Source organism: Streptomyces sp. NPDC047049 (assembly GCF_040643995.1).
Taxonomy (GTDB): domain Bacteria; phylum Actinomycetota; class Actinomycetes; order Streptomycetales; family Streptomycetaceae; genus Streptomyces; species Streptomyces mooreae.
This window is the reverse complement of sequence record NZ_JBEYVM010000009.1, coordinates 231,607-257,814: the sequence shown is the minus strand read 5'-3', so window position 1 is coordinate 257,814 and position 26,208 is coordinate 231,607. Positions and strand designations below refer to the sequence as shown.

Annotated in this window: 20 protein-coding genes; 5 read left to right on the top strand and 15 right to left on the bottom strand. The window is 72.5% G+C overall.

What is annotated here, in order from left to right:
• Positions 1-6: 6 nt before the first annotated feature.
• On the top strand, positions 7-1,008 hold the full coding sequence (locus ABZ851_RS21870) for a proline racemase family protein (RefSeq protein WP_361130098.1): 1,002 nt from the start codon (positions 7-9) through the stop codon (positions 1,006-1,008).
• 94 nt (positions 1,009-1,102) lie between these two features.
• Positions 1,103-1,819 carry a GntR family transcriptional regulator gene (locus ABZ851_RS21865; RefSeq protein ID WP_311622295.1) on the top strand — a complete coding sequence of 239 codons (717 nt, stop codon included), beginning with the start codon at positions 1,103-1,105 and terminating at the stop codon, positions 1,817-1,819.
• A gap of 30 nt (positions 1,820-1,849) precedes the next feature.
• Here ABZ851_RS21865 and ABZ851_RS21860 read toward each other — a convergent pair whose 3' ends face one another.
• The gene (locus ABZ851_RS21860) at positions 1,850-3,253 is read right to left on the bottom strand and encodes an aminopeptidase P family protein (protein ID WP_361130095.1); all 1,404 of its coding nucleotides are present in this window, start codon (positions 3,251-3,253) and stop codon (positions 1,850-1,852) included.
• A 138-nt stretch (positions 3,254-3,391) separates the two neighbouring features.
• On the opposite strand from ABZ851_RS21860, the gene ABZ851_RS21855 reads away from it, so the two are divergent.
• Positions 3,392-5,734, top strand: a complete 2,343-nt coding sequence (locus ABZ851_RS21855; RefSeq protein ID WP_361130092.1) for a collagenase — start codon at positions 3,392-3,394, stop codon at positions 5,732-5,734.
• 115 nt (positions 5,735-5,849) lie between these two features.
• Here ABZ851_RS21855 and ABZ851_RS21850 read toward each other — a convergent pair whose 3' ends face one another.
• Together ABZ851_RS21850 and ABZ851_RS21845 are read right to left on the bottom strand one after the other, a co-directional pair.
• Positions 5,850-8,249: a glycosyl hydrolase family 65 protein gene (locus ABZ851_RS21850; RefSeq protein WP_361130197.1), complete on the bottom strand. Its 2,400-nt coding sequence runs from the start codon at positions 8,247-8,249 to the stop codon at positions 5,850-5,852.
• A gap of 41 nt (positions 8,250-8,290) precedes the next feature.
• Entirely contained in the window at positions 8,291-9,052 is a 762-nt protein-coding gene (locus ABZ851_RS21845) for an HAD-IA family hydrolase (protein WP_361130089.1), read from the bottom strand.
• A 220-nt stretch (positions 9,053-9,272) separates the two neighbouring features.
• Between ABZ851_RS21845 and ABZ851_RS21840 the strand changes: the two genes are divergently transcribed.
• On the top strand, positions 9,273-10,148 hold the full coding sequence (locus ABZ851_RS21840) for a universal stress protein (protein ID WP_361130086.1): 876 nt from the start codon (positions 9,273-9,275) through the stop codon (positions 10,146-10,148).
• Positions 10,149-10,163: 15 nt separating this feature from the next.
• On the opposite strand, the gene ppk2 is transcribed toward ABZ851_RS21840, so the two are convergent.
• The 10 genes from ppk2 to ABZ851_RS21790 form a co-directional block, all read right to left on the bottom strand.
• Entirely contained in the window at positions 10,164-10,985 is an 822-nt protein-coding gene (gene ppk2, locus ABZ851_RS21835; RefSeq protein ID WP_361130083.1) for a polyphosphate kinase 2, read from the bottom strand.
• A 33-nt stretch (positions 10,986-11,018) separates the two neighbouring features.
• Complete coding sequence (locus ABZ851_RS21830) at positions 11,019-12,365, bottom strand: nicotinate phosphoribosyltransferase (protein ID WP_361130080.1); 1,347 nt, start codon at positions 12,363-12,365, stop codon at positions 11,019-11,021.
• A gap of 62 nt (positions 12,366-12,427) precedes the next feature.
• Positions 12,428-12,727, bottom strand: a complete 300-nt coding sequence (locus tag ABZ851_RS21825) for a dsRBD fold-containing protein (RefSeq protein WP_088796208.1) — start codon at positions 12,725-12,727, stop codon at positions 12,428-12,430.
• Positions 12,728-12,915: 188 nt separating this feature from the next.
• Entirely contained in the window at positions 12,916-13,794 is an 879-nt protein-coding gene (locus ABZ851_RS21820; RefSeq protein WP_361130076.1) for a universal stress protein, read from the bottom strand.
• Between the two features lie 127 nt (positions 13,795-13,921).
• Positions 13,922-15,166: a permease gene (locus ABZ851_RS21815; protein ID WP_361130073.1), complete on the bottom strand. Its 1,245-nt coding sequence runs from the start codon at positions 15,164-15,166 to the stop codon at positions 13,922-13,924.
• An 87-nt stretch (positions 15,167-15,253) separates the two neighbouring features.
• A complete protein-coding gene (locus ABZ851_RS21810) occupies positions 15,254-16,414 on the bottom strand; it encodes a sugar ABC transporter permease (RefSeq protein WP_336052658.1) in 1,161 nt (386 codons plus the stop codon).
• 125 nt (positions 16,415-16,539) lie between these two features.
• On the bottom strand, positions 16,540-17,349 hold the full coding sequence (locus ABZ851_RS21805; RefSeq protein ID WP_361130070.1) for an ATP-binding cassette domain-containing protein: 810 nt from the start codon (positions 17,347-17,349) through the stop codon (positions 16,540-16,542).
• Between the two features lie 13 nt (positions 17,350-17,362).
• Positions 17,363-18,463, bottom strand: a complete 1,101-nt coding sequence (locus tag ABZ851_RS21800) for a substrate-binding domain-containing protein (protein ID WP_361130067.1) — start codon at positions 18,461-18,463, stop codon at positions 17,363-17,365.
• A 1-nt stretch (position 18,464) separates the two neighbouring features.
• A complete protein-coding gene (locus tag ABZ851_RS21795; protein WP_361130194.1) occupies positions 18,465-20,870 on the bottom strand; it encodes a SpoIIE family protein phosphatase in 2,406 nt (801 codons plus the stop codon).
• Positions 20,871-21,154: 284 nt separating this feature from the next.
• A complete protein-coding gene (locus tag ABZ851_RS21790; RefSeq protein ID WP_361130064.1) occupies positions 21,155-22,180 on the bottom strand; it encodes a zinc-dependent alcohol dehydrogenase family protein in 1,026 nt (341 codons plus the stop codon).
• A gap of 267 nt (positions 22,181-22,447) precedes the next feature.
• Between ABZ851_RS21790 and ABZ851_RS21785 the strand changes: the two genes are divergently transcribed.
• Entirely contained in the window at positions 22,448-22,885 is a 438-nt protein-coding gene (locus ABZ851_RS21785) for a hypothetical protein (RefSeq protein WP_361130061.1), read from the top strand.
• A 488-nt stretch (positions 22,886-23,373) separates the two neighbouring features.
• On the opposite strand, the gene ABZ851_RS21780 is transcribed toward ABZ851_RS21785, so the two are convergent.
• Together ABZ851_RS21780 and ABZ851_RS21775 are read right to left on the bottom strand one after the other, a co-directional pair.
• The gene (locus ABZ851_RS21780; protein ID WP_361130058.1) at positions 23,374-24,366 is read right to left on the bottom strand and encodes a hypothetical protein; all 993 of its coding nucleotides are present in this window, start codon (positions 24,364-24,366) and stop codon (positions 23,374-23,376) included.
• Between the two features lie 147 nt (positions 24,367-24,513).
• Positions 24,514-25,977 carry an amino acid permease gene (locus tag ABZ851_RS21775; RefSeq protein ID WP_361130055.1) on the bottom strand — a complete coding sequence of 488 codons (1,464 nt, stop codon included), beginning with the start codon at positions 25,975-25,977 and terminating at the stop codon, positions 24,514-24,516.
• Positions 25,978-26,208: the final 231 nt, after the last annotated feature.

The following is a 26,208-nucleotide window of genomic DNA, read 5'->3' as shown; positions in this document are numbered from 1 at the left end:
CCCGCCATGCGCACCCGCCATGTCTTCCACGCCGTCGACTCCCACACCGAGGGCATGCCCACCCGTGTCATCACCGGCGGCATCGGCACCGTCCCCGGCGCCACCATGGCCGAGCGCCGGCTGCACTTCGCCGAGCACCGCGACGCCGTCCGTACGCTGTTGATGTACGAGCCGCGCGGCCATGCCGCCATGAGCGGCGCGATCCTCCAGCCGCCGACCCGGCCCGACGCCGACTACGGTGTCCTGTTCATCGAGGTCTCCGGCTACCTGCCGATGTGCGGGCACGGCACGATCGGGGTGGCCACCGTCCTCGTCGAGACCGGCATGGTGGAGGCCGTGGAACCCGTGACCAGGGTGCGGCTCGACACCCCCGCCGGGCTCGTCACCGCACAGGTGCAGGTCCGGGACGGGGCGGCCACGGCCGTCACCCTCACCAATGTGCCCGCCTTCTGCGCCGGACTGGACCGCAAGATCGCCGTCCCGGGCTACGGCACGCTGAGCTATGACCTCGCCTACGGCGGCAACTTCTACGCGATCCTGCCGCTGGACAGCGTCGGCCTGCCCTTTGACCGGGCCCGCAAGGGCGACATCCTCGCCGTCGGACTGGCCCTCATGGAAGCCGTGAACGCCACCGACCGGCCGGTCCATCCCGAGGACGAGCGGATCGGCGGCCTCAAGCACGTCTACTTCGCCGCGCCGGGGTCGGACGCCGCCCGCTCCCGGCACGCGATGGCCATCCACCCCGGATGGTTCGACCGCTCGCCGTGCGGTACGGGCACCTCCGCCCGGATGGCGCAGCTCCACGCACGCGGCGAACTCCCGCTCCACCAGGACTTCGTCAACGAGTCGTTCATCGGAACGGAGTTCACCGGCCGCCTCGTCTCCACCACCACGGCCGGCCCGTTCCCGGCCGTCGTCCCCACCGTCACCGGCCGGGCCTGGGTGACCGGCACCGCGCAGTACTTCCTCGACCCGTCCGACCCGTTCCCCGCGGGGTTCGTGCTGTGACACACGGCCGTGCGGCCGACGGCCGCCCGCCACCGGGAAGTTCGCGCAACGTGACATTGTACGCTGGCACTCCGCGCCAATCCGGAGGACCACGATGGGTGAACTCAAGCACCGCAGCCTGATCACCGCGCAGGAGCGGCTTCGCGACCAGGTCGCCCATCAACTGCGCGCGGCCCTGATCGCGGGGGAGCTGTGCCCGGGGTCGGTCTACTCGGCCCCGGGCCTCGCCGCGGACTTCGGGGTCTCCGCCACCCCCGTGCGCGAGGCGATGCTCGACCTCGCCCGCGAGGGGCTGGTGGAGCCGGTACGCAACAAGGGCTTCCGGATCACCGAGGTGAGCGAGCGCGACCTCGACCAGTACACCGAGATCCGTGCCCTGATCGAGGTCCCGGTCGTCGGCCAGGTCACCCGCACCGCCGACCGGGCACAGCTGGAGGCCCTGCGCCCTGCCGCCCTGGAGATCGTCGCCGCCGCCCGCGCGCACGACCTCATCGGCTACCTGGAGGCCGACCGCCGCTTCCACCTCGAACTGCTCGGCCTCAGCGGCAACGACCGCCTGGTCGAGACGGTCGGGGACCTGCGCAAGCGCTCCCGGCTGTACGGCCTCACCCGCCTCGACGAGCGCAACCAACTGCTGCCCTCCGCCGAGGAGCACGTCGAACTGCTCGACGTGATGCTGACGGGCGACGCCGAGGCGGCCGAGGCCTGTATGGCCCGCCACCTCGGCCATGTCCGCTCGCTGTGGGCCCAGGGCCGCGAGGAACCGCTCGTGCCGCGACCGCAGCGGCCGCGGGCCGCCCGCCGGGGCTGACCGGGCGGACGGGGAGCCCGGTCGGCCCGCTCAGTCCGGTCGGCCCGCTCGGTCCCGGCCGGTGAGGAGCCCGTCCATCCACTCCTCCACCCCGTCGGCGGTGCGCGGCAGCGCCGACGACATCAGCCGGGCACCGTCCGAGGTGATCACCAGATCGTCCTCGATCCGGACCCCGATACCGCGCAGTTCGCGCGGCAGGGTCTCGTCGTCGGGCTGGAGATAGAGCCCCGGCTCGACGGTCAGGACCTGCCCCTCCGCCAGGACGCCGTCCAGATACTGCTCCGCGCGGGCCCGTGCGCAGTCGTGCACATCGAGGCCGAGCATATGGCCCGAACTGCACAGCGTGTAGCGCCGGTACAGGCCGCTGTCGGCGGCCAGCGCCTCCCGCGCCGGGATGCGCAGGACGCCCCAGTCGGCCAGCCCCTCGGCCAGGACGCCCGTACAGGCCCGGTGGAAGTCCCGGAAGCTCGCGCCCGGCTTGAGAGCGGCGATGCCCGCCTCCTGCGCGGCGAGCACCAGGTCGTACACCCGGCGCTGGACGGGCGAGAAGCGTCCGGAGAGCGGCAGGGTGCGGGTGAGGTCGGCGGTGTACAGCGTGCCGGTCTCCACGCCCGCGTCCAGCAGCAGCAACTGGCCGGGGTCGAGCGGCCCGTCGTTGCGGGTCCAGTGGAGCACACAGGCATGGGCGCCGGCGGCGGCGATGGTCTCGTACCCGGTGCCGTTGCCCTCGGCGCGGGCGCGCAGCTGGAAGACCCCCTCGATCCAGCGTTCGCCGCGCGGGTGGCGCAGTGCGGCGGGCAGGGACCGTACGACATCCTCGAAGCCGGCGGTGGTGTGCGCGACGGCCTCCTGGAGCTGAGCCACCTCCCAGTCGTCCTTCACCAGCCGCAACTCGCTGAGTGCGGAGGCGAGTTCGGCGTCGTGCGCGGCGTCCCTCCCGGGCCGGTGGGGTGCGAGGTCGTCCAGGTGCGCACAGCGGAGGCCGGTGCGGCGTTCGGCCTCGGCGAGGTCGGGGCGGCGGCCCACCCAGAACTCGCCGTAACGGCGGTCCCGGTAGAACGCGCCACCGCCGTCCCGCGGCGGCCGCGGCCGCAGGTACAGCACCGCCTCGCCGTCCGGTTCCAGCACCAGGACGTGCCCCGGCTGGTCCTCGCCCGTCAGCCCGGTCAGCCAGGCGTAGGCGCTGTGCGGGCGGAAGCGGTGATCGCAGTCGTGGGAGCGGACCTTCAATTCCCCGGCGGGGATGGTCAGTCGCTCGCCGGGGAAGCGGGCGGCGAGCCGGGCCCGGCGGCCGGCGAACCGGGTGAAGCCGGGGACGCGGGGCCCGTCGGGGGGCGGGGTGGCGGCCCACCCGTCGGTCATGAAGGTGGCGAGGGCGTCCGACACCGGCAAGTCATGGCTACCGGTGTGGAGTTGGGGGGTGCGCGCGGTCAAAGTACACCTCCGGTAAAGAAAGCTACCTGAAGTCTTGTCAGTGCAATTTCACATTACTATGTTATGGGTCACACCTCGTGGAGTGAAGGCCACCGCCTCCATCCCCACACAACCCCCCACCCCCTCCCGGAGGTTCAGGTGTCCCCTTCGCGTCTGCCGCGCAGCGTCCTGCTGGCCGCGACCCTCGCCACCACCCTCGTCCTGCCGGCCGTCCAGGCCGCCCAGGCGGCACCCCACCCGTCGGCCACCTCCTCGCAGCGGGCCCGGGCGGCGCAGCCCGGACACCGGCCCGCCGCCCCCACCGCCAACCCCTTCGACCACGCCCAACGCCTCGCCGGCGCCCCGAAGTCCGGCGCCGCCCCGGCGCCGGCCCCCCGAGCCCTCGTCGAGAGGGGCCGCATACCGGGCCCCCAGACCAAGCCCGCGGGCCCGTCGCAGGGCCCGAGACCCGAGGTCGCCCCCTGTACCCTCGACGGCATCACCGGCCTGAACCCCGAACAGTTCGCGGACTTCCTCGCCGACCCGGCCGTCACGGCCGACGGCTGTCTGCGCACCCTCGTGTGGACCTGGGACCCCCGGCTCATCCCCGTCATGTCCGACGCCCACGTCCAGGCGGTGGCCCGTCGCATCACCGGTCTCGCCGCCTCCCATGACGGCAAGAACACCAGCCATCTGTACGAGATGTTCACGTACTTGCACGCGGTGGCCTACCAGGACTTCTCGCACGACGAGATCGACACCACCGACGCCCCCACCGTCGACGCCGTGCGCCGCGCCGTCGAGGCCTTCGGCACCGCGGCCCGCACCTTCGACGTCACCCGGGCCAACGCCGACACCCTGCGCGAAGCCCTGTACGCCGCCAGCGCCCCGGGCCTGCGGCAGCACCAACTCGACCTGATCCAGCGGGTACTGGCCACTCTGGACGCGGCCCACCCCGCCACCCACAAGGACCCGGCCTGGGGCAACGCCGCCCTCGCCGCGCTCTCCGTCAACTACCTGGGCGTCTACCCCGGCAACAAGGACACCGCCTTCCAGTACGCGGCCGCCGCCGACCCCGCCTACCGCGCCGCCTTCAAGGCATTCGCCGGATACACCCACCTCAAGGGGACGCCCAACGCCTGGGCCGTACGCGATGCGCTCGGGGAGTACGGCCGCTTCGGCCAGATCGGTTCCCTCAAGAACGCCATCGTCACCGACCTCGGCGCCCTCCTCCCCACCACCGTGCGCAACTTCGGCGACGGCAGCGAACCCTGGGCCAAGGTCACCGGCTGGCTCATCTTCTTCGACGCCTGCAAGCCGTACGCGGTGTGCAAGGACGACATCGAAAAGCGGATCTTCCCGCGCACCTACTCCTACGACAACGGTGCCATCAAGGTCCGCACCGCCCTCGACCGCGCCGTCGTCGACCAGCTCTACTACGCGTCCAAGCAGGTCAGGGCCCAGTTCCACCGGGTGCTCGGCACCACCGAACCGCTGGCGGGCGACCCCAACACCACGCTCACCATCGTCCTGTACGCCTCCCGCGCCGACTACGAGGTCTACCACCCGCTGCTCACCGGCATGGGCACCAACAACGGCGGCGTCTACATCGAGCAGGGCGCGACCTTCTACACCTACCAGCGGCGCGTCCCCCAGGACTCCCGCCTCACCCTCGAAGAGCTCTTCCGGCACGAGTACGTCCACTACCTCAACGGCCGCTTCGCCGTCCCCGGCTTCTTCGGCGAGGGCCCCTGGTACGAGGGCGACCGCACCACCGCCATGGACGAGGGCAGTGCCGAGTTCTTCGACGGCTCGACCCGTGACAACGGCATCGCCGTGCGCCGGTCACTCGTCCGCGACATCATCGCGGACACCGCGGACGGCAAGGCCCGGATGAGCATCAACGAGTTCCTGCACGCGACGTACGACCGCGACGGCTTCCGCTTCTACTCCTACGCCGGGACGTTCTTCGAGTTCCTGTGGCGCGACCACCCCGCGATGCTCCAGGAGATGTACCGGTATCTGCGGGCGGACGACCCGGCCGCCTTCGACTCCTGGCGCAACCGGATGGGATCCGACGCGGGGCTGCAGCAGCAGTACGACGCCTTCCTCGACGCGCAGATCGCCATCGTCGACGACCTCTTCGTTCCGGACACGAGGTTCACGCCCAACGGGTCCCTGAAGTTCGCCACCCCCGCAGAGGTACAGAGCGCCTTCGCCGCCGCCACCTCCAACACGCCCGTCTGCAAGGACGACGGCGACCCGGGCCTCGGCCGGTTCACCTGCACCGGCCGGATCACCGCCAACCTCGCCAACTCCGGCGACCCCGGCCGGGTCTTCAAGGACATGGCCGAAACCGTCGACTACTTCATCCTCGACCGCACCCGGCCCGCCGCGAACAACCTCGCCGATATGAACTGCTCCTTCGGCCCCACCGAGATCTGGTCCACGGGCCGGGCCGGCACCGCGGACTTCCGCTGCGAGGGCCCGCTGCGGCGCTGAGCGCCCCGCCGTCCCCGGCGGCGGCAACGGCCCGTCGGGCGACTGGCGGGCCGTGCCCGGCCGCTGAGCAGTGACCGGCGGACGGGCCGTGGCCGGCGGGGTCCTTCGGCCTCCGTCAGTCGCCGGGCAGATCGAGCCGGCGGGACGTACCGGGCGCCAGCGAGAACGAGCGGTCGCGCAGCCTGACCCGCATCGCGGGGTTCTCGGAGGCCGGAACCGTGATCCGTACCTGTTCGGCGCGGATGCGCAGATCGACGTCCCAGTGGCGCCGGAAGCGGATGCGGACCCCGAACTTCGAGAGCTCCGGCAGCGGCGCCGGATCGAGCCACAGCGCCTGGTCGCGGGTCTCCAGGCCGGTCATCCCGCGCTGCACGAAATCCAGGGTGCCGGCCATCGCCCCCAGGTGGATGCCCTCCGCGGTGGTGCCGCCCTGGACGTCCGCCACATCCCCGGCCAGCGCCTCCTCGCAGAACGTCCAGGCGTCGGGACGGTGGACGCGGGCCAGGACCCAGGCGTGGACCAGGGCGCTGAGTGTGGAGCCGTGGCTGGTGCGGTGCAGGTAGTAGTCGACGGTGGCGTGCCAGACGTCGTCGTCCAGGGGATGGCCGAGCCGGCGGAACACCGAAGCGAGCTCCGAGGGCGAGAAGAGATAGCCCAGCATCAGCACATCGGCCTGTTTGGAGGCCTGGTAGCGGTTGACCGTGTCGCCCTCCGCCTCCAGGATCCGGTCCAGCCGGCGGATGTCACCGTAGCGCCGCCGGTATCCGTGCCAGTCCAGCTCGGCGAGGTCCCCGTATCCGGCGAACTGGCTGATCACCCCGCGGTGGTAGGGCACATGGAGCCGGTGCGCGATGTCCTCCCAGCGCTCGGGCTCCTCCGGGCAGAGCTGGAGACGTTCGTACAGCTGCCGCTGATGGGCTTCGGGGAGCGTGCGGCAGAGGTCGAGGGCACGCATCAGCACCCAGGCCGCCGTGACATTGGTGTAGGCGTTGTCGTCCACTCCCGGTGCGGCGGCGTCCGGATAGCCGTCGTGGTACTCGTCGGGACCGACGACCCCGCGGATGCGGTACCGCCCCAGCGCGGCGTCCCAGACCGCACAGGCGGCCCAGAAGCGGGCGATCTGCAGCAGCATCTCCGCGCCCCTGGTGTGCAGGAACTCCGTGTCGCCGCTGGCCTGTCCGTACTGCCACACGTTGTAGGCGATCGCCGAGCCGACGTGGTGCTGGAGCCGGGAGTAGTCGGGCAGCCAGCGCCCCGAGCGCGGGTTGAGGTGGATCTGCTGGGTCTCCTCACGGCCGTCACCGGCGCTCTGCCACGGGTACATGGCGCCGGTGCGGCCCGCTTCCCGCGCGGCATGGCAGGCGGCGGGCAGCCGCCGGTAGCGGTAGTCGAGCAGCGCGCGGGAGACCTGCGGCAGGTGCAGATTCAAGAACGGGAGCACGAACAGCTCGTCCCAGAAGACATGTCCGCGGTACGCCTCGCCGTGCAGCCCCCTCGCCGGCACCCCGGCATCCAGCTCGGCGGTGTGCGGCGAGAGGGTCTGCAGGAGGTGGAAGAGGTGCAGCCGCAGGATCCCGCCCGCCTCCCCGGGGACCTCCAGCTTGGCCTGCCGCCACAGGTTCTCCCAGGCCCGGCGGTGCGACGCCCGCAACTGCCGGAAGTGCGGGGCCAGGGCCACACAGTCCACGGCCGCATGCCGCGGGCTCTCGATCGCCGGGTCGCGGGAGGTGAACAGCGCCACGGTCTTCTCGACGACCGCGGGGGAGTCCGGGGGGAGGGGCAGGACCAGGGTGTGGGACGCCCCCAGCGCGGTGAGCTGTGGCATGGGCGCTCCGCCCCGGCCGGAGGCGCGGGTCCGGGCGGCCAGCGCGATACGGATGTCCGAGTCGAGGGTGCGGCAGCTCAGCCACACGGTGTCCGGCAGCTCGCTGCCGGTCTCCCACCCCGTCAGGTGCTGGTCCGCCAGCTCGCGGTAGCGCGCGACGCCGGCGTTGCGCACCGCACCGTCGATCCCGGACTCCACCTCCACCGTGCCCGCCCACCCGCGGGACCGGAAGCAGGTGCGCAGCGCGGCCAGATGGGGTTCTCCCATGTGCACCAGGCGGCACTGCTCCACGGTCAGCCGCCGGCCGGCCTCGTCCTCGTAGACCGACCAGCGGGTCAGCGTGCCGTGCCGCAGGTCCAGGGTCTGCCGGTGCTCCGTCAGCTGCGGGTGGTCGGGGGAGAGCCAGGGGCCCGGAGCCGCGTCGGCGGGGCAGATGCGGTAGCGCAGCGGGAGCCAGTTGGGCAGGTTGACCATGTCCTCGTTCTCGACCGGGCGCCCCGCCACCAGCGAGGTGAGCCGGTTGTAGCAGCCGGCGGCGTAGGTGCCGGGGTAGTGCGCGGGCCCGGCCGGTACCTCGGACGCCGCGCCGCGGGTGGCGAAGTAGCCGTTGCCGAGGGCACAGAGCGTTTCGCGCAGCCGTTCCGTCTCCGGGTCGTACCCCTCGTACGACCAGGTCCAGGGGCGCGTCATCTGCCCGCCCCGGCTGCCGTACGACCAGGCCCAGGTGCTCGTCATCCCCCCTCCCCGGCCGTCAGCAGCTCGCCCGGGTCGGCCACGACCACATCGGCGCCACGGCGGCGCAGGGCGGTGGCACTGTACGGTCCTGCCGTCCGGTCCACGCCCACCACCAGGCCGAATCCGCCCCGGCGGCCGGCCTCGACACCGGCGAGCGCGTCCTCCACCACGGCGGTGTCCGCGGCCGGGACACCGAGCCGCCGGGCCGCTTCGAGGAAGAGCGCGGGGTCCGGTTTGCCGGGCAGGTTCAGCCGGCGCGCCTCGTTGCCGTCCACCACGGCCCGGAAGAGCCCGAGCACGTCGGCGGCGGCCAGCAACTCGGTGGCATGGCGGGACGCCGAGACGGCGGCGCACGGCACCCCGAGGTCCCACAGCACCCGCAGCAGGCGCACGGTGCCGGGCCAGGTGGCGACGGGCTCGGTCCGCAGGCGCGCGGTGAACAGCTCGTCCTTGCGGGCCGCGACGGCGGCGACGGTGTCCGTGCCCGGCGCGTCCTTTGGTGTACCCGGCGGCAGCTCGAGGCCCCGTGCGCGCAGGAAGGCGGCCGCCCCGTCCTGCCGGGACCGGCCGTCGACATAGCGCAGATAGTCGTCCACGGGGTCGAAGGGGCGTTGCCCGCCCGCTGCCGTCAGACACGCGTCGAAGGCGCCCTGCCAGGCCGCGGCATGCATCCGCGCGGAGTCGGTGATGACCCCGTCGGTGTCGAAGACCACGGCCCGCAGCGAGTGCAGACAAGCGGCCAGGGGGGCGCCGCTCATGGTGACGGTTCCGTTCGTCGGTGTGTCCCTTCCATGGCACCACGACTGCGGGCCATGGGCGCGCCGCGCTCCGTAATCCCCGGCCCGGTGGGCCCGGCGGACCCGTTGCGCCCCTGCCGGACGGCATCGGGACGACCCGGCCGCCCCCCTGCGCGCACCCGGCCACGGTGCGACGGTGGCAGTAGGCCCCTTCGCCGAGGTGACCGAAAGGAGTGGGGCGATGGAGCATCCGCTGACCGTCGGGACCGATGGATCGGATGCCGCGTTCCGGTCGCTGGACTGGGCGGTGGACGAGGCGGCACGCCACACCCTCCCGCTGCGGATCGTCCATGCCTCCCGGTGGGAGCGCTACGAGGGCACCTCGTCGGCGCCGGTCCCGGAACGCCCCGTCGAGCAGGTGCTCGCGGAGAACATCGTGGCGTCCGCCGCCGACCACGCCCGCCGCCGTCGCGCCGACGTCAGCGTCTCGGCGGAGGTGCTGGCCGACGACGCGGTCACCGTCCTGCTGAACGAGGGCCTGCACGCCTCGGCGCTGGTCCTGGGGTCGCGGGGACGCGGGGAGATCACCGGTCTGCTGCTCGGGTCGGTCAGCCTGACGGTGGCCGCCCGCGCCCGGTGCCCGGTGATCGTGGTCCGCGGTGACCCGGCCGGCCTCGCGGGCACACACGGCCGCATCCTCCTCGGCCTCACCGAGCCGGCCGGTGACATGGCGGCCGTCCGCTTCGCCTTCCGCGAGGCGGAGGCCCGCAATTGCACGCTGAAGGCGGTCTGCGCCTGGCGCCGCCCGGCACCCGGGACGGCCGACGCCCCACAGCCCCCCGGACCGGCCCGCCGCTCCGGCGAGCAGCAGGCCACGGCGCTGCTGGACGATGCCCTGGCCGAGGCGGCCGGCGCCCATCCGGCGGTGCGGGTGGAGCGCGCCGTGGTCGAGGGGCCGGCGCACAAGGTCCTGGTGCACCGCGCCGCCGCGGCCGATCTGCTGGTGGTCGGGGCGCAGCGCCGCCAGGGACACTTCGGTCTGCAGCCCGGCCGGGTGGCGCACACCGCTCTCTGCCACGCCGCCTGCCCCGTGGCGGTCGTGCCCCGGACCGCCTGAGCCGGCACCTGGGCGCTACTCCTTCAGTCCGGCCGCATGATCGGGGACGTAGGTCTGCAGGTCCCGGGGCGGCCGCTGGTAGCCGGTGGCCGGTGGCCGCGGCGGCAGGGTCAGCTCGGGCGGGGTGACGGCGTGGTAGGGCACCGTCGACAGCAGGTGGGCGATCATGTTCAGGCGGGCCCGGCGCTTGTCGTCGCTCTCGACGACGTACCACGGCGACTCCGCGATGTCCGTGTGCACGAACATCTCGTCCTTGGCCCGCGAATACTCCTCCCAGCGGGTCAGCGACTCCAGATCCATGGGGGAGAGCTTCCAGCGCCGGGTGGGGTCCTGCAGCCGCTGCCGGAACCGCTGCTCCTGCACCTGGTCGCTCACCGAGAACCAGTATTTGCGCAGCAGGATCCCGTCCTCCACCAGCATCCGCTCGAAGACCGGGCACTGCCGCAGAAACAGCTGGTGTTCGGCCGGTGTGCAAAAGCCCATGACCCGTTCGACACCGGCCCGGTTGTACCAACTGCGGTCGAACAGCACCATCTCGCCCGCCGCGGGAAGGTGCTCCGCGTAGCGCTGGAAGTACCACTGCGTGCGCTCCCGCTCGGTGGGCCGCGGCAGCGCCACGATCCGTGCCACCCGGGGATTGAGGTACTGGGTGACCCGTTTGATGGTGCTTCCCTTGCCGGCCGCGTCACGCCCCTCGAAGACCACGACGAGCCGGGCACCCTCGGTGCGCACCCACTCCTGGAGCTTCACCAGCTCCGTCTGCAGCCGGTACAGCTCCGACTCGTACCGCGACCGCGGCAGCTTTCCGGCGCCGCTGCCGCCCTGCTTGTCCGCCATACGACGACGGTACGGAGAAAAGCCCCCAGCGGCTCAGGCGTGCGAGCCGAACGGGGCCAGGGCCTCGCGCTCGATCCGCCGCCGGACCTGCTCGGTCAGGTGGGCGAGCCGCTTCGAGACGTTCGCCCGAACGGCCTGCGGCGACCGGATGTACCGGGCGGCCGCGGGCAGCTCCGCGATATCGGCCGCGACCCGCCGCCGGGCGTCGTCGAGGCGGCCGCGCGGCGTCGTGCGCACGCCCCCGCGCATCAGCGTCTCCAGCAGCGGCACACTGCCCGGGGGAACCGGCTCCTCGGCCAGCCCGATCACATCGTGGCACCCGGGCCGGCGGAAGACCTGTTTGCGGCCCGGCGCGGTCACCTTCGCCGCTGACAGCTTCATCAGCGGGCGGCCGTCATAGGCGACGAGCTTGTATGCCGAATCCAGCGTGGGGGCGTCGGCGCTCACCCCGATCCGGGTGCCCACGGCAAAGACGTCGATCGGCGCTCCCGCCCGCGCCAGATCGTGCACCGCGAATTCGTCCAGCCCGCCGCTGGCGACGATGCGGACCTGTGGAAGTCCCGCGTTGTCCAGGATCGTGCGGGCGCGGACGGCCAGTTGGGCCAGGTCACCGCTGTCCAGCCGGATGGCCGACCCGTCACCGCGCCCCAGTGCGTTCAGCACCCTGGCCGCTGCCGCGACGCCGGATTCGGTGGCGTAGGTGTCCACCAGAAAAGTCACCGGCCCGGGGTGGCGGAGCGCGAACGCGGTGAACGCCGCCTCCTCGTCCCCGAACGCCTCGATGTACGAGTGCGCCATCGTGCCCACCGCCGTCAGATCCTCGGCGTGGGCCGCCGCCACATTGCTGGTACCGCTGAATCCGGTCATGGCACCCAGCCGGGCCACCTGGCAGGCGGCGGCCGTTCCCTGGGTGCGCCGCAGCGAGAAGTCCACGACGGAGCGCCCCCGTGCGGCGAGCACACATCTGACGCACTTGGACGCGATGGTCGTCTGATGGGTGAGGTGGTTGAGCACATACGACTCCACGAGCTGCGCCTGCGGCAGCGGAGCGGTGATCTCCAGCAGCGGTTCCCCCGCCAGGACGACCCGGCCCTCCGGCACGGCCCGGACCTCCCCGGTGAAACGCATCCCCACCAGCGGAGCGAGCTCTCTCGCCGGACGCCGCAGCGCCTCGGCGAACACCTCGACATCGTCGTGTCCCACAGCGAAGCCGGAGAGGAAGTCGAGGACCGTCTCGGCCCCGGCGGCGATCAGGAACCCCCGCTCCGGCGGCAGGGCCCGCACGAAGCAGCTGAAGGTCGCCGGCTTGGTCATGCCCTCGTGGACGTACGAGAGGGCCATGGTCACTTCGTACAGGTCGGTGAGCGTCGCATCCGACATGGCCGGCTCCTTCCCCAGAGCGCCGTGGCACCGGCCGGCCGGGGACGGCGCCCGCACCGGACTCACGCCATCGCGTCGGCCCAGCCGTACGCGGCGCGGTGCTCGTGCCGGGGCGGCGCGGCACCGACCCCTTCGAGATCAAGATCCGCCACGCGCTGCAGTTGCCCCGCCAGGTCCCTCATCGCGCGCCCGGCCGCGATCTCGTCACCGATCTCCGGTACGTCCCGGTCCTCGGGGCTGCAGCGGGCCGTGCCGTGCCCGGTGAGGGTGGTGGTTCCGGTCCGGAGCACCACGCGTGCCTTGGTCGTCCCGTCCTCCTCGAAGAGGTAGAGACGGACGGGCCATTCGACTGTTGTTGCCATGGCTCACCTCTGCCTTCCACCGGGGCTGCCGCTGCCGGGGAATGCCGCATCGGGCCGTGGGCCGGGCCGTCCGGGCCCTCGGCAGCCGGTCTGCCGGTATGACCTCTCACCGTCATCATCCGCCTTCTGCCGCGGGGCGTCATGGCACGGGCTACCGGCGTCTCAGACCGTGGACGCCCGCCGCGTGGTCACTCGTGCGGCACCACGGCCACCGGACACGGAGCGTGGTGGACGGCCGCCTGGACGACATGGCCGATCCGCGGTGCCGGCAGCCGGCGCCGGTGCCGCCGGCCGACGATCAGCAGCCGGGTGTCCGCGGCGCTGTGCAACAGGGCCGGCGCCGGACTCTCCATCACCACCCGCTCGTTCACCCGCAGGTCCGGGTACTTCTCCCGCCACGGATGCAACGCCGCGGCCAGCTCCTGCCGCGCGTCGCGTGCCGCCTCCTCGGCGAGGACCGGTTCCACGCCGCCGCCCCGGTTGTAGACGTACGAGGGCAGGTGCCGGCCGTGCACGGCGCGCAGCGCGGCGCCCCGGCGGGCGGCGGCGTCGAAGGCGAAGGCGAGCAGCGCCTCGCACGGCCCGTGCAGGCCCAGCCCCACCACCACCTCTCCGTTCTGCCCGGTCGCCGTGATGCCCGGCCGGGCGCGTACCAGCACCGTGGGGCACTCGGTGTGCGCCACCAGCTTCAGTCCGAGCTCACCGAGGGCGAAGCGGGACACCGGGCCCAGGTCCCGTGAGCCGAGGACCAGCAGGTCCGACTCTCCCGCGGCCTTTTGCAGGGCGTCCAGGGGGTCCGCGGGCACCAGGACCGGGTCCACCGGAAGGTCAGGGAAGCGGGTGCGCACCGCGGTGACGGCTTCCTCCATCATCCGGTGGGGCCAGTAGTTCTGGTCCCCCTCCGCCAGCTCCTCCAGGGGACGGTCCACCGGCTCGGGCGCGAGCAGCACCCAGGCATGCAGCAGCCGCAGGCGCGCGTGGCGCAGCCGTGCTTCGTGTGCCGCCCACAGGATCGCGGACAGGGACTCGGGCGTACCGTCCACACCGGCGGTGATGACATCGTTCATGGTCTCGCTCCGTTCCTGGCGCGCTCGGCGCATTCGCGCCCACACCTCCAGGGTGCTCGACCTCGCCCGCTCCGGCACGGGCCATTCGGCCTTCGCCCGGCACGCGCTCGGCCCCACCCGCCGCCGGTCAGCGCGGGCCGTGTCCGGTGCCCTCGTGTCCGGTGCCGCCGGGCCCGGTGCCGTCCTGCCCCGTGCTGCCGTGTCCGGTGCCGGCGTGCGCGGGATGAGCCCCGGGGCCGTCCGGCGGCGCGCCGCCCATCACGCGCAGCATGGCCCGGCCCCCGGTGCGCAGGAAGCGGTGGACCAGCGCGGCGGCGAGGAGGAGAAAGACCAGGTTGAGCCAGGTGGTGTAGTTCCAGGAGACCCCGGACATCGGGATCGTCGCGTCGGCCTGGCGGGGGATCAGCCCCAGTCCGCCGAAGACGGCTTCCACCGCATAGCCCGCGACGACGACGGACGCATAGAACGTGGTCAGCAGGAACAGGGCCATCCTGGCCCCGTAGTACTTCCGGTAGATGTGCAGGATCGGCAGGATCAGCAGGTCGGCGAAGAGAAAGGCGACCACCCCGCCGAAACTGATCCCGCCCTTCCACAGGACCACCGCCAGCGGCACATTGCCGATGGAGCAGACGAACGAGGCGATCGCCACCAGCGGCCCGATCAGCGGCCCCCACACCTTCGCGGCCAGCGGGTGTCCGTCGAAGAAGAACGCGCGCCAGAAGCTGTCCGGGACCCAGGCGGCGATGGCCCCGGCGATCAGCAGGCCGAGCACCAGATCCTTGATGATCGCGGCCCACTCCATGACGAAGACGTGCGAGGTCGCGGTCCAGCCCTCGGCGGAGCACAGCCGCCGCGCGAAGGACCCCTCGCGGTGGACGGACATGTCCATCGCGGCATGCCCCTCCATGGAGCCGGCCAGCCCCCGTTCGGCCTGCGCACGGGCGCGCCGCAGCAGCGTGTCGCGCAGGAAGAGGCGGAACAGCACGGCCAGCACGACGATCATGACCGGTCCGCCGGTGAACTCGGCGAGCGTGAACTGCCAGCCCATCAGCAGGGCCAGGATGACGCCGAGTTCGACCACCAGGTTCGTGGAGGCGATCTCGAACGCCATGGCGGCCGTGAAGTGCGCGCCCTTGCGGAACAGCGACCGGGCCAGCGCGACCGCGGCGTACGAGCACGAGGAGGACGCCGCACCCAGCCCGGCGGCCAGCGTCAGGGTGCGGGGACGGTCGTCGCCGAGCAGACCGACCACGGTGGAGGTGCGCACCACGGCCTGGACGACCGCGGACAGCGCAAAGCCCAGGATCAGCGCCCAGGTGATCTCCCAGGTCATGGATCCGGCGATGGACAGGGCGTGCAGGATGGGGTGCATCGGCTGAGGTGTTCCTTGGCCCGCCGCGGCGCAAACGCCCGCTCGCCCGGTGGCGTTCCCGGGCCCACGGCCCGGTCCACGGGCGCGTCAGACCCGCCCGTGCGCCTTCTGTGCCCGCCGCGACAGCGAGTCGATGACCACGGCGATCAGCAGCACCCCGCCGGTGATCATGAACTGCACGGCGGTCCGGATGCCCATGAGGGCCACACCGGAGGCGATCGACTGGATGACCAGGACACCGAGCAGGGCGGACCAGGTCCGGCCCCGTCCGCCGAACAGGCTGGTGCCGCCGATGACCGCGGCGGCGATGGCGTCCATCAGCAGCAGGCCCGCCCCCGACGTCTGACTGGCCGAGGTGACGCGCGACGCCAGGAACAGACCGCCGATCGCGGCCATCGTGCCGGACACCATGAAGACCGAGATACGCACCAGGTCCACATTGAGGCCGGTGCGGCGGGCGGCCTCGACGCTGCCGCCCAGGGCGAAGATCATGCGTCCGTAGCGGGTGCGGCGCAGCACGCAGTCGAGGCCGACGAGCACCACGAGGAAGATCAGCAGCGCCAGCGGTAGCCCCAGGAACTGATTGAGCACCACGGCAGCGGCCAGGGCGATCACCGCCAGCACTCCGGTGCGCAGCAGGATCTCGCTCAGCGGCCGGGCGGGCACGCCGGCGGCCCTGCGCCGCCGCACGTCACGGTAGGACACCAGGAAGTAGCCGGCGGTGCCGAGCACCGCCAGGCCGTAGGCCGCGGCCACATTGTTGAAGTAATAGCTGGTCAGCATCGCGAGCAGGCCCTTGTCGTCGATGTTGACCGTGCCGTTGGAGCCCAGGACGTAGAGCATCAGGCCGTTCCAGCCCAGCAGACCCGCCAGGGTGACCACGAACGCCGGCACCCCGACCTTGGCGAAGAAGAACCCCTGAACCGCTCCGATCACCGTGCCCCCGAGCACCGCGACCAGCACCGCAAGTCCCTCCGGTACGCCATGGTTCACGGTCAGCACCGCGAAGGCGGCCGCCGCGAGGCCGCTCACCGACCCCACCGAGAGGTCGATCTCGCCGAGCAGCAGCACGAAGACCACACCGACCGCGATCATGCCGGTGCCGACGATGTCCACGGTCAGGTTGGACAGGTTGCGTGGCGAGAGGAAGTTCTCGTTCAGGCTCTCGAAGATGATCCACACCACGATCAGGCCGAGGGCCACCGGCACCGAGCCGAGCTCGCCGCTGTGGAACCTCCGCCGGAGCATGTCGAGGGGGTTCTGCGTCCCGAGTTCGGGCGCGAGGCGGCGCCGGCCGGCAGGGGGCACCGCCGCCCCGCCGGTGGTGGCCTGCCCGCCGGACGGCCGCTGCTTGCGCAGGGCCCAGGTCCTGCTCACGGCTGCACCTCCCACCCCGGTGTCCTGCGGCGGGTCACGGCGTTGTCCGTGGCCCCGGTGATCGAGGAGATGATCTGTTCGTGGGACGTGGTCGTCACGTCGAAGAAGCCGTTGTTGCGGCCGAGCCGCAGGACGGCGACCCAGTCCGCGACCGCCTTGATGTCCCCCATGTTGTGGCTGATCAGGAGCACCCCGAGCCCGCGTTCGCGGAGCTGGTCGACGAGGTCGAGGACCTGGGCGGTCTGTTCGATGCCCAGGGCCGCGGTGGGTTCGTCGAGGAGCACGAGCCGGGGCTCGCCGAGCAGCGAGCGGGAGATCGCGACGGTCTGGCGCTGGCCGCCGGAGAGCGAGGCGACCGGGAGGCGGACGTCAGGCATCCGGATGGCCAGCATGTCGAGCAGTTCCAGGGTGTGGCGCTCCATCTCCACCTCGTCCAGCACCCCGGCCCGGTGGATCTCGCGGCCCAGGAAGAGATTGCCGACCACATCGAGGTTGTCGCACAGCGCGAGGTCCTGGTAGACGGTGGCGATGCCCAGGTCCTGGGCCTCGTGGGGCCGGGTGATCTGGACGGGACGGCCGTCCCACTCGATCACGCCCTCATCGGCGGCGTCGACCCCGGCGACCACCCTGATCAGCGTGGACTTCCCGGCGCCGTTGTCGCCGACGAGCGCCACGACCTGGCCGGCGCGGACCTCCAGTTCGACATCCGCCAGGGCCTGCACGGCGCCGTACCGCTTGGAGATGCCGCGCAGCGCCAGCAGGGGCGGCGCCGGTGTCGGTCGCCGGAGGGCCGTGCCGGGCTCCATGGGGACACCTGCCTTACCTGGTCAGTCCCGCCTTCTGGCAGGCGGACGTGAACTTGGGGGTGCAGATCTGCTCGATGGTGTACATGTGGTCCTTGACCACGGTGTCCTTGATGCGGTGCACGGTCACGGAGACCGGGGTGAGCAGCACCGCCGGGATGCCCCGGGTGGTGGGGCTGTTGACCGTGTGCGTCGTGATGCCGTCGAGCTTCTTGCCGCGGCCCAGGGCGACGGCCATGGCGGCGGCGGTGCCGGCCTCGGGCATGAAGGGTTTGTAGACGGTCATGTACTGATCGCCGGTGACGATGCGCTGGATGGCGGCGAGTTCGGCGTCCTGGCCGGTAACGGGCGGCAACGGCGAGATCTTCGCGGCCTCCAGGGCGGAGATGATGCCGGCCGCCAGCCCGTCGTTGGCGGAGTAGACCCCGTCGATGTGCCCGGCGCCGAGGGCCGCGATGGCGGCGGACATATTGCTGTTGGCGTTCTCCGGCCGCCATCCGGCGGTCTCGTAGCTCTTCCCGATCTTCACCTTGCCCCGGAGCACGTCGAGCGCGCCCTGCTGGAACCAGGCGGAGTTGGGGTCCGTCGAATCGCCGTTCATCATGACGATCTGGGCGCCGCGCGCCTTGGCGCCGAGTGCCTGCAGAAGCGCCTCGCCCTGCAGTTCGCCGACCCGCTTGCCGTTGAAGGAGACATACGCCGAGACCGGCCCCTCCACGAGGCGGTCGTAGGCGACGACCGGGATCCCCGCCGCCCGCGCGCTCTCGACCGGCGAGCGCAGCGACTTGGAGTCGACGGCATCCAGGATCAGCACCCGGGCCCGCTTGGTGATCATCGCGTCCATCTGCTGCTGCTGGGTGGCCACATCGTGCTCCGCGCTGACGACCTCCACCGTGCATTCGGGGCAGAGGTGATGGATCTTCTTCTCGATCAGCGGCTTGTCGAAGTGGTAGAGGCGCGAGGTGTTGTCCGGGAGCAGCACACCGATCTTCAGGGCGCCGGCGGAGCCGGGCCCGCCCGGCTCGCGCACCCCGGCGGCCTTGCCGCAGGCGGCAGGGCCGGCCAGCAGGCACAGCCCGGCCAGGACGGCGGCCACTCCCCGCAGACGAGCACGCACTTCAGGGAACCTCCTTCCCCTCCCGCCGGCCGCCCGCGCCGGCCGGCGGCCCCTCGGCGTCGAGCCGTTCGTCCGGCTGCAGGGTGATCTCGCTCCACACCTGCTTGCCGCCGCTGAGCGGCACCGAGCCCCAGGACGCCGACATCGCCTCGACCAGCAGCAGCCCGCGGCCGCCGGTCGACTCCCAGTCCACGCTCGTCGGCTTGGCGGGCGCGCGGGGCGACGCATCGTTCACCGCGATCCGCAGCCGGTCACCGGCCAGCGTCAGATCCAGCCGCACCTCCCCTTGGGTATGGGCAATGGCGTTGGTGACCAGCTCCGACACCACCAGCAGGGCCACGTCCAGCTCCTCGCTCACCTCCCAGGAGCGCAGGGTGCGGGCGGCGAAGCGGCGGGCGTGCATGACCGCGTCGGGGAGCCGCCACACCGTCCAGTGCGCCCGGGTCGGGCGGACGCGCATCCCGTCGTAGCGCAGCACCAGCACCGCCACATCGTCGTCGCGCCGCTTCGCCTCGCCGAGCAGCCGGTCGGCGAGTTCCCCGGCATCGGCCGGGTCGGCCGTGGCAAGCAGCTCGCGCACCCGGCGCATGCCGTCGTCCAGGTGGAGCGTGGCCGATTCGGCCAGGCCGTCGGTGAGCAGGACGAGCACGGTGCCGGGGGCCAGGCCCACCTCGGTCAGCGGGAACTCCCCCTCGGCGGCCACCCCCAGCGGGGGACCGCCCTCGACCGACAGCTCCTCGGTGCTGCCGTCGGGGTGCCGCAGCAACGGCGGCAGATGCCCGGCCCGGACGAACCAGGCGATGCCCTCCTCCATGTCCAGGTCCACGTAACAGCAGGTCGCGAAGAGGTCGGTCTCCATGCCGAGGAGCAGCCGGTTGGCGTGGGAGACCACCACATCGGGCGGGTGCCCCTCGACCGCGTAGGCCCGGATCGCGGTGCGCATCTGGCCCATGATCGTGGCGGCGCCGGCGCTGTGGCCTTCCACATCACCGATGACGAGCGCGATCCGGCCGTCGGACAGCGGGATGACGTCGTACCAGTCGCCGCCCACTTCGAGGCCCACCGTGGCGGGCAGATAGCGGGCGACGGCCACCCCGCCGGGCAGCGACGGCAGGGTGCGGGGCAGCAGACTGCGCTGGAGCATCGTGGCGAGCTCATGCCCGGCGTCCAGCGCATGGGCGCGGACGAGGGCCTGGCCCACCAGACCCGCGGTCGCGGTCAGCAGGGACCGTTCCTCCGGCCCGAACGGGTGCTCCTCCTCCCAGCCGACCAGGCACACCCCGACGATCCGGCCGCCGGCCGGCAGCGGCAGGACGGCGAGACCGCCGGGCCCGATGCCCGCCAGGTCGGGTTCGAGAGCGGCCCCCGGAGGCCACAGCGCCACATGCCCGCCCCGGATCACGCTCTCCAGCGAGGGCATCGAGTGGCACGACGCATCGGGCCACTCGGATCTCCACTCCGACCGCCACACCGCGGGCCAGGCGTCGGGCTCCGGCGGATCGAGGACGGACACCACGAACCGGTCCGCCTCCAGCTCGGCCACCGCCACCCGGTCGGCCCCCAGCGGCGTCCGCAGGGCAGTGACCACCACCCGGCTGACGTCGCGGATCGTCGTGGCGCCGGCCAGCGCGGCGGACAGCCGCTGCACGATGGAGACCTCGTCCGCGCTGGGGCGCAGATAGGAGGCGTCGGCGACCACACCCAGCATGCGCTCCGGGGCGCCGGCCGCGTCGACCAGCACCCGGCAGCGCAGACTCAGCCAGCGCAGCTCGCCGTTGGGCCTTCGGATACGGATCGAGAGCTGCTGGGCGGGGGAGGGCAGCCCGCCCGGCTCCACCATCGACATCAGCGCGGGAACGTCATCCGGCGCGGTGCACTCCAACAGCGTCTCCACCCGCCGGTCGAACCGCTCCGGAGCGATCCCGAACAGCTCCAGTACCTGGCCGTCCGCGTCGATCCGCCCGGTGCTCAGCACCAGCGTGAAGGCGCCGCCCCGGAGGGTGTCCAGCCCCGGTCCCAGCAGCGACCGGCGCTCCGTGCGGGCCATCACCCGGGCCGCGACGGCTTCCAGCCCCGCGGACACCTGGTCGGCATGGAGTTCCAGCAGATGGCGGCGGTCGGCGTCGAAGGCGTCCGGTGCCTTGTCCATGACGACCAAACACCCCAGCCGTTTGGCGTCCCCGCCCAGCGGCAGCACGCCCAGGGAGACATCGGACGGCAGTGCCCCGGCGCCGTCCCAGGGCTGTGCACCGGGGCTGCCCGGCGGAGCGGTGACGCCGTACTGCGCGAGCTCGGCGGGGCTCAGCCACAGGGGGAGGCCGGTGCGGAAGGCTGCCGCGACCGGTGAGTTGCCGGACAGCGGGAAGCTCGCCGGCAGTCCGTAGGGAGCACCGGTGCCGCCGACCATCTCGGCCAGCTGAAGAGCGCCGCTCCCTTCGGCGGGCACATAGACGGCGGTCAGCTCAGCCCCGGTAGCCCCGAGGACCCGTGCGGTCACTTCCTGTACCGCCTCCGTATGCCGGAAGCCGTCGTCGTAAGCCACGGTCGCCGTATCCGCTCTCCGGAGCCGGAGCGTCCACCCCGCCACCGCTTCAACGGATATGTCGTCATTCACGGCTTCCTCTCCATGGTGCGGCACGCAGGGAGGGCGCAGCTAGTCGGAGCGGGGCCACGGTGCGTGGCGTCAGGCATTCAGGGCGTCAGCACGGCGGCCCCCTGCACCCGGTCGGCGGCCAGGTCCGTGAGGGCCTGCGGGGCACGGCTCAGCGGGTACGGGCTGACGGTGACCCGGATGCCGATCCTCGCCGCGGTCGCCAGGAACTCCCGGCCGTCCTGCCGGGTGTTGGCGGTCACGCTGCGCAGATTCCGCTCGTTGAAGAGATGCCGCTGGTAGTGGAGCGGAGGGATGTCGGTGAGGTGGATGCCGGCCACGGCGAGCGTGCCCGCACGGTCGAGTGCCGCCAGCGCCACCGGCACCAGATCGCCCACCGGCGCGAAGAGGATCGCCGAATCCAGCGGTTCGGGCGGGCGGTCGTAGGCCTCTCCGGCTGAGGACGCGCCCAGGTCGAGGGCGAGTTCACGGGCCCGGGCGGACCGGGTCAGCACATGGACGGTCGCGCCTTCGGCCAGGGCGACCTGGGCGGCCAGATGTGCCGAGGCGCCGAAACCGTAGATGCCGAGCCTGCCGCCGGCGGGCAGTGCGCTGCGGCGCAGCGCGCGGTACCCGATGATCCCGGCGCACAGCAGCGGTGCCAGGTGTGCGGCGTCCTCGCCGTCCGGGAGCGGATAGGCGAAGTCCGCGGGGACGAGAGTGGTATCGGCGAAACCGCCGTCCGCGTCCCACCCGGTGTACCGGGAGGCCGGACAGAGGTTTTCGTGGCCCGCGCGGCAGTACCGGCAGACCCCGCAGGTGCCGCGCAGCCAGGCGCCGCCGGCCCGGTCACCGGCACGGAACGCCGTCACCGCCTCGCCGGCGGCGATCACGCGGCCGACGATCTCATGGCCCGGGACGGTCGACGGGCGGTGCGGGGCCAGATCGCCCTCCGCCAGATGCAGATCCGTACGGCACACCCCGCAGGCCTCCATGCCGAGCAGCAGGTCCCCCGGCCCCGGTTCGGGGACCGGACGGCGCACGGCGGTCAGCGGCCCGGAGGCCATCGGGCCGGGACGCCGGACGGCCCAGCCGGACACCGTGTCCGGGCCTGTAGTGGGGGCCATGTCCCCAGAATGGCGCCCCCCGGAGAGGCGGACAAACGGTGCGCCGCCCGGACCCGCGGTCCGCGCCGTGCGGTGCCCCAGGGGCGGGCCCGGACCTGCCGGACCCGCGGGCCGCTCGGCCCGGAGGCGGCCCGGAGGCAGGTGTGCGAAGTCCGCGTGTGCGATGACATAGCCGGATCGAGTGGTTTTGTGGTCTCTTGCGGCGTATCGCGAGTGTCCCTTCCGCTTCCCGGGGATCCCCTCTTCGACGAAGGGTGGGAGAGGCGCATGCGCGACACCGTCGGCACCGGCCGCTGTGCGGCAACCGGTGGCCGGCGTGTGCTGCTGTTCGTCGCGCTGCTGGCGTTACTGCACGCCGCACTCACCACCGGCTGCTCCCATGGACCGGCCTCCGATGCCCACGGCTGCCCTCCGCACGCCGGTGCCCCCGCCGTGCCGGGCCCGGCCGAGCGGAGCTGCGTCACGGCCGGGCCGCTGCCTGCCTCCACCGGCGGCGGAAAGCACCCCGGCAGCGGCATCCGCCGCCTGTGCGACGCCTCGGCCTGCCATCTGCGCCACCAGGTCCCCACCGGGGCCGGCGGCAAGGCGCTCGGGGACTCTCCCGTCGCGCAGACCCTCACCGCGTCGAAGGACGCCTCTTCCGGGGCCGCCGTCACGGCCGTTGCCCCCGCATCGCCACCACGCGCGCTCGTCCTGCGCTGCTGAGCCGGCCCGGCCGCATCACCCACCCCACCCCGTCACGGGGTCATGGGGCGATCGCGGTCTGCCGTCCTCCGTTCTCAGCACTTCCACCGCAGGAGATGTGGCATGCCCCTCGACGTCTATGCCGCTCTCGGCGCGCTCGTCCGCGCCGAGGCCCGACGCACCAAGCCGGTACCCGCGCCCACGCCCGCCGACCATGCCGCGACACCGCAGCCGGGCACCCCGGTGCCACCGCCGGCCGAGCCGCCCGCCGAGCCATCGGCCGCACCGTCCACCGAACGGTCCGCCGCACCGTCGGCTGAGGCGCCGGCCGAGGCGCCGGCCGCTGTCACCCTGGACCCGCCCGCAGCCCGGAAGAGTCTGCTCCGCAGGATGGTGCACCGGCTGAGGGCGTTCTTCGGCCGGGGGCGGCGTGCCGGATCAGCGGCGGCAGGGCCACGCCCGGTGCGCGGTCCGGGCCCCGGCCGTCCGGGCACCCGCGGTCCTGAGCGTCACCGACGCCAGGACGGGGCGCGACCCCCGGAACCACCGTCGGGGTCACCGCTCGCGTAGCGGCCGTGGAAGTGCGCGTACCGCTCCAGCGGGTCGCCGTCCATGCTCCACGGCCAGACGGTCGCCACCCCTCCGGTGGCACGCAGCGTGGTCCCTGCCTCGGCCGTCCGGCCGGCTTTGATCAGGGCGTAGGCCAGCAGGTTGAGGTCGGCCAGGGCCGTCGCGTGCCGGAGGAATCCCGGGCCCGGCCAGTAGTGCGCGGCCTGGTCGAGGGCCCGGGCGGCATCGGGGCGCCGCCAGATCTCCCCGGCGCCCAGAGCCGTCATGCCGCCCTCGGCGACCGCTCGCTGGTGGCTGAGGACGAGCGAGGTGAGTTCCAGACCGGCGGCGGGGGCATCGGGCGGCATCAGGGAGCGGACCCCGTCGAGCAGGTCCAGCACCAGGGCGCTGGAGCCGCACTCGTCCGGCGAGAGATAGCCCAGGGCCTGCAGATGGGCCTCGCGGTTCCAGGGATCGCGGGCCTTGATCTCGCGCCAGATCGCCGCCAGTTCCGTGGAGGGGCGCTGTTCCACGCGGAGAGTGGCCAGGTGCACCGTCCACGGGGTGGGGTCGGCGGGCTGCAGCTCGGCGGCGAGCCGGCAGGTCTCGCGGGTGGCGTGCAGATCGACGGAGGAGTCCTGCTGCCGGGCGTGGAGCAGGTCCGACCAGGCGTGGAGCAGCAGCGCGCCATGGTCCTTCGGGCTGTGCTGGCGCCAGATGCCGGGCAGCGACCGGCCCGCGGAACCGGCGAGCACCGCCAAGCGGTGGGCCTTGCGGTCCCAGTCCTCGCCGGCTTCGTTGATCGCGTCCGCCATCAGCGCCATGACGGCGGTGTCCAGCGAACCGCGGGACCAGCAGGTCTCGACGCGTCGCCGGACCCGCCCCAGGGTCACATCGTCCAGCTCGGGGACGAGGCGGGGAAGGCTGCCTTTGCGGCGTCTGAACGCGGGCATGTCTTTCGGCGGCCTTCCGGTCGTGGGCTCGTGGGCGGGAAGCGTGGCTAGCAGGCTAGTGGCATCGCTGTGCCGTACGGGCGGCGGGTGCGGGGCACACCGCCGACCGTACGGCACAGCGTTCGGTGGCCGACCGGCCACCCTCGGCTAACGGGAGGTGACGGCCGCCTTCTCGGCGGTACGGCCGCCGAGCCGGTCGCGGACCAGGGAAACCCCGACCACGACCGCGGCGAGGAGCACCGACAGCAGCACCTGGATCCGGCCGCCGCCCTCGCTGTCATCGGTGAGCATGTAGACCAGCACGAACGAGATCATCGCGATCGTCGCCCAGGTCAGGTACGGGAACAGCCACATCCGGACGACCAGCTTCTCGGGGTTCTCGCGCAGGATGATCCCGCGCATCCGCAGCTGCGAGAAGCAGATGACCAGCCAGACGAAGAGCGCGACCGCGCCCGAGGAGTTCAGCAGGAACTGGAAGACGGTGTCCGGCCACAGGTAGTTGAAGCCGACCGCGATGAAGCCGAAGAGGACGGAGGCGAGGATCGCGGCCTGCGGCACGCCCCGTGCGTTCGTCCGGGCGAAGGCCTTCGGGGCGTCGCCGCGCTGGCCGAGGGAGAAGGCCATCCGGGAGGCGGTGTAGAGGCCGGAGTTGAGACAGGAGAGCACGGCCGTCAGCACGATGACGTTCATGATCTGGCCGGCGTGCGGGATGCCGATCGAGTCGAGCGCCGCGACGTAGGAGCCCTTCTTGGCGATCGAGGGATCGTTCCACGGCAGCAGGGAGACGACCACGAGGATCGAGCCGAGGTAGAAGATGCCGACCCGCCAGATCACGCTCTTGGTGGCCTTGGTGACCGCGCGCTCCGGGTCCTCGGACTCACCGGCGGCAAGGGTGACGATCTCGCTGCCCATGAAGGAGAAGACGACCATCAGAACGCCGGTGAGGATCGCGGTGGGCCCGTTCGGCAGGAATCCGCCGTGCGAGGTGAGGTTGCTGAAGCCGGTCGCCGCGTTGTCGGAGCCGGGCAGCACGCCGAATATCGCCAGGCCGCCGAGGACGATGAAGGCCGCGATGGCGACGACCTTGATGCCGGCGAACCAGAACTCGAACTCACCGAAGGAGGAGACCGAGGCGAGGTTGGTGGCGGTGAGGACGACCATCACGATCAGCGCCCAGGCCCACTGCGGGACGGCCGGGACCCAGCTGGTGAGGATGGCCGCGCCGGCGGTCGCCTCCACGGCGAGCACCACGACCCAGAAGAACCAGTACAGCCAGCCGATGGAGAAGCCGGCCCAGCGGCCGAGCGCCCGGTCCGCGTAGGCGGAGAAGGAACCGGAGGTCGGGTTGGCGGCCGCCATCTCGCCGAGCATCCGCATCACGAACACGACCAGCGCGCCGACCAGGGCGTACGACAGCAGGATGCCGGGGCCGGCGGCGGCGATGCCGGAGGCGGAGCCCACGAAGAGACCGGCGCCGATGACTCCACCCACGGCGATCATGGACAGATGGCGGTTCTTGAGGCCCGACTGCAGGCCTGACTGCTGCGGGGCCTGCCCGTGCCCCGGGGGAGTGGGCGGAGCGGCCACGGGGTTGGGGGGAGATGTAGTCATCTTCGACATCCATTGAGGGTTGGAGGGGTCATGCACGTGGTGACTGCTGGGATCGCCTCGGTGGCCGGACGCAGGACAGGGCCGGGTGCCCTCAGGCGGCGATCGTGGCCCTGACTGAGTTGCGAAGGCGCGACGAGCGGGTCGTGGCCTTCGGATGCCCTGCGCGGGTGGGGGAGCGCTGATCGCACCTCCGCGCTGGGGCTCCCTCCTTGTGGGAGGTGAGCCGCATCA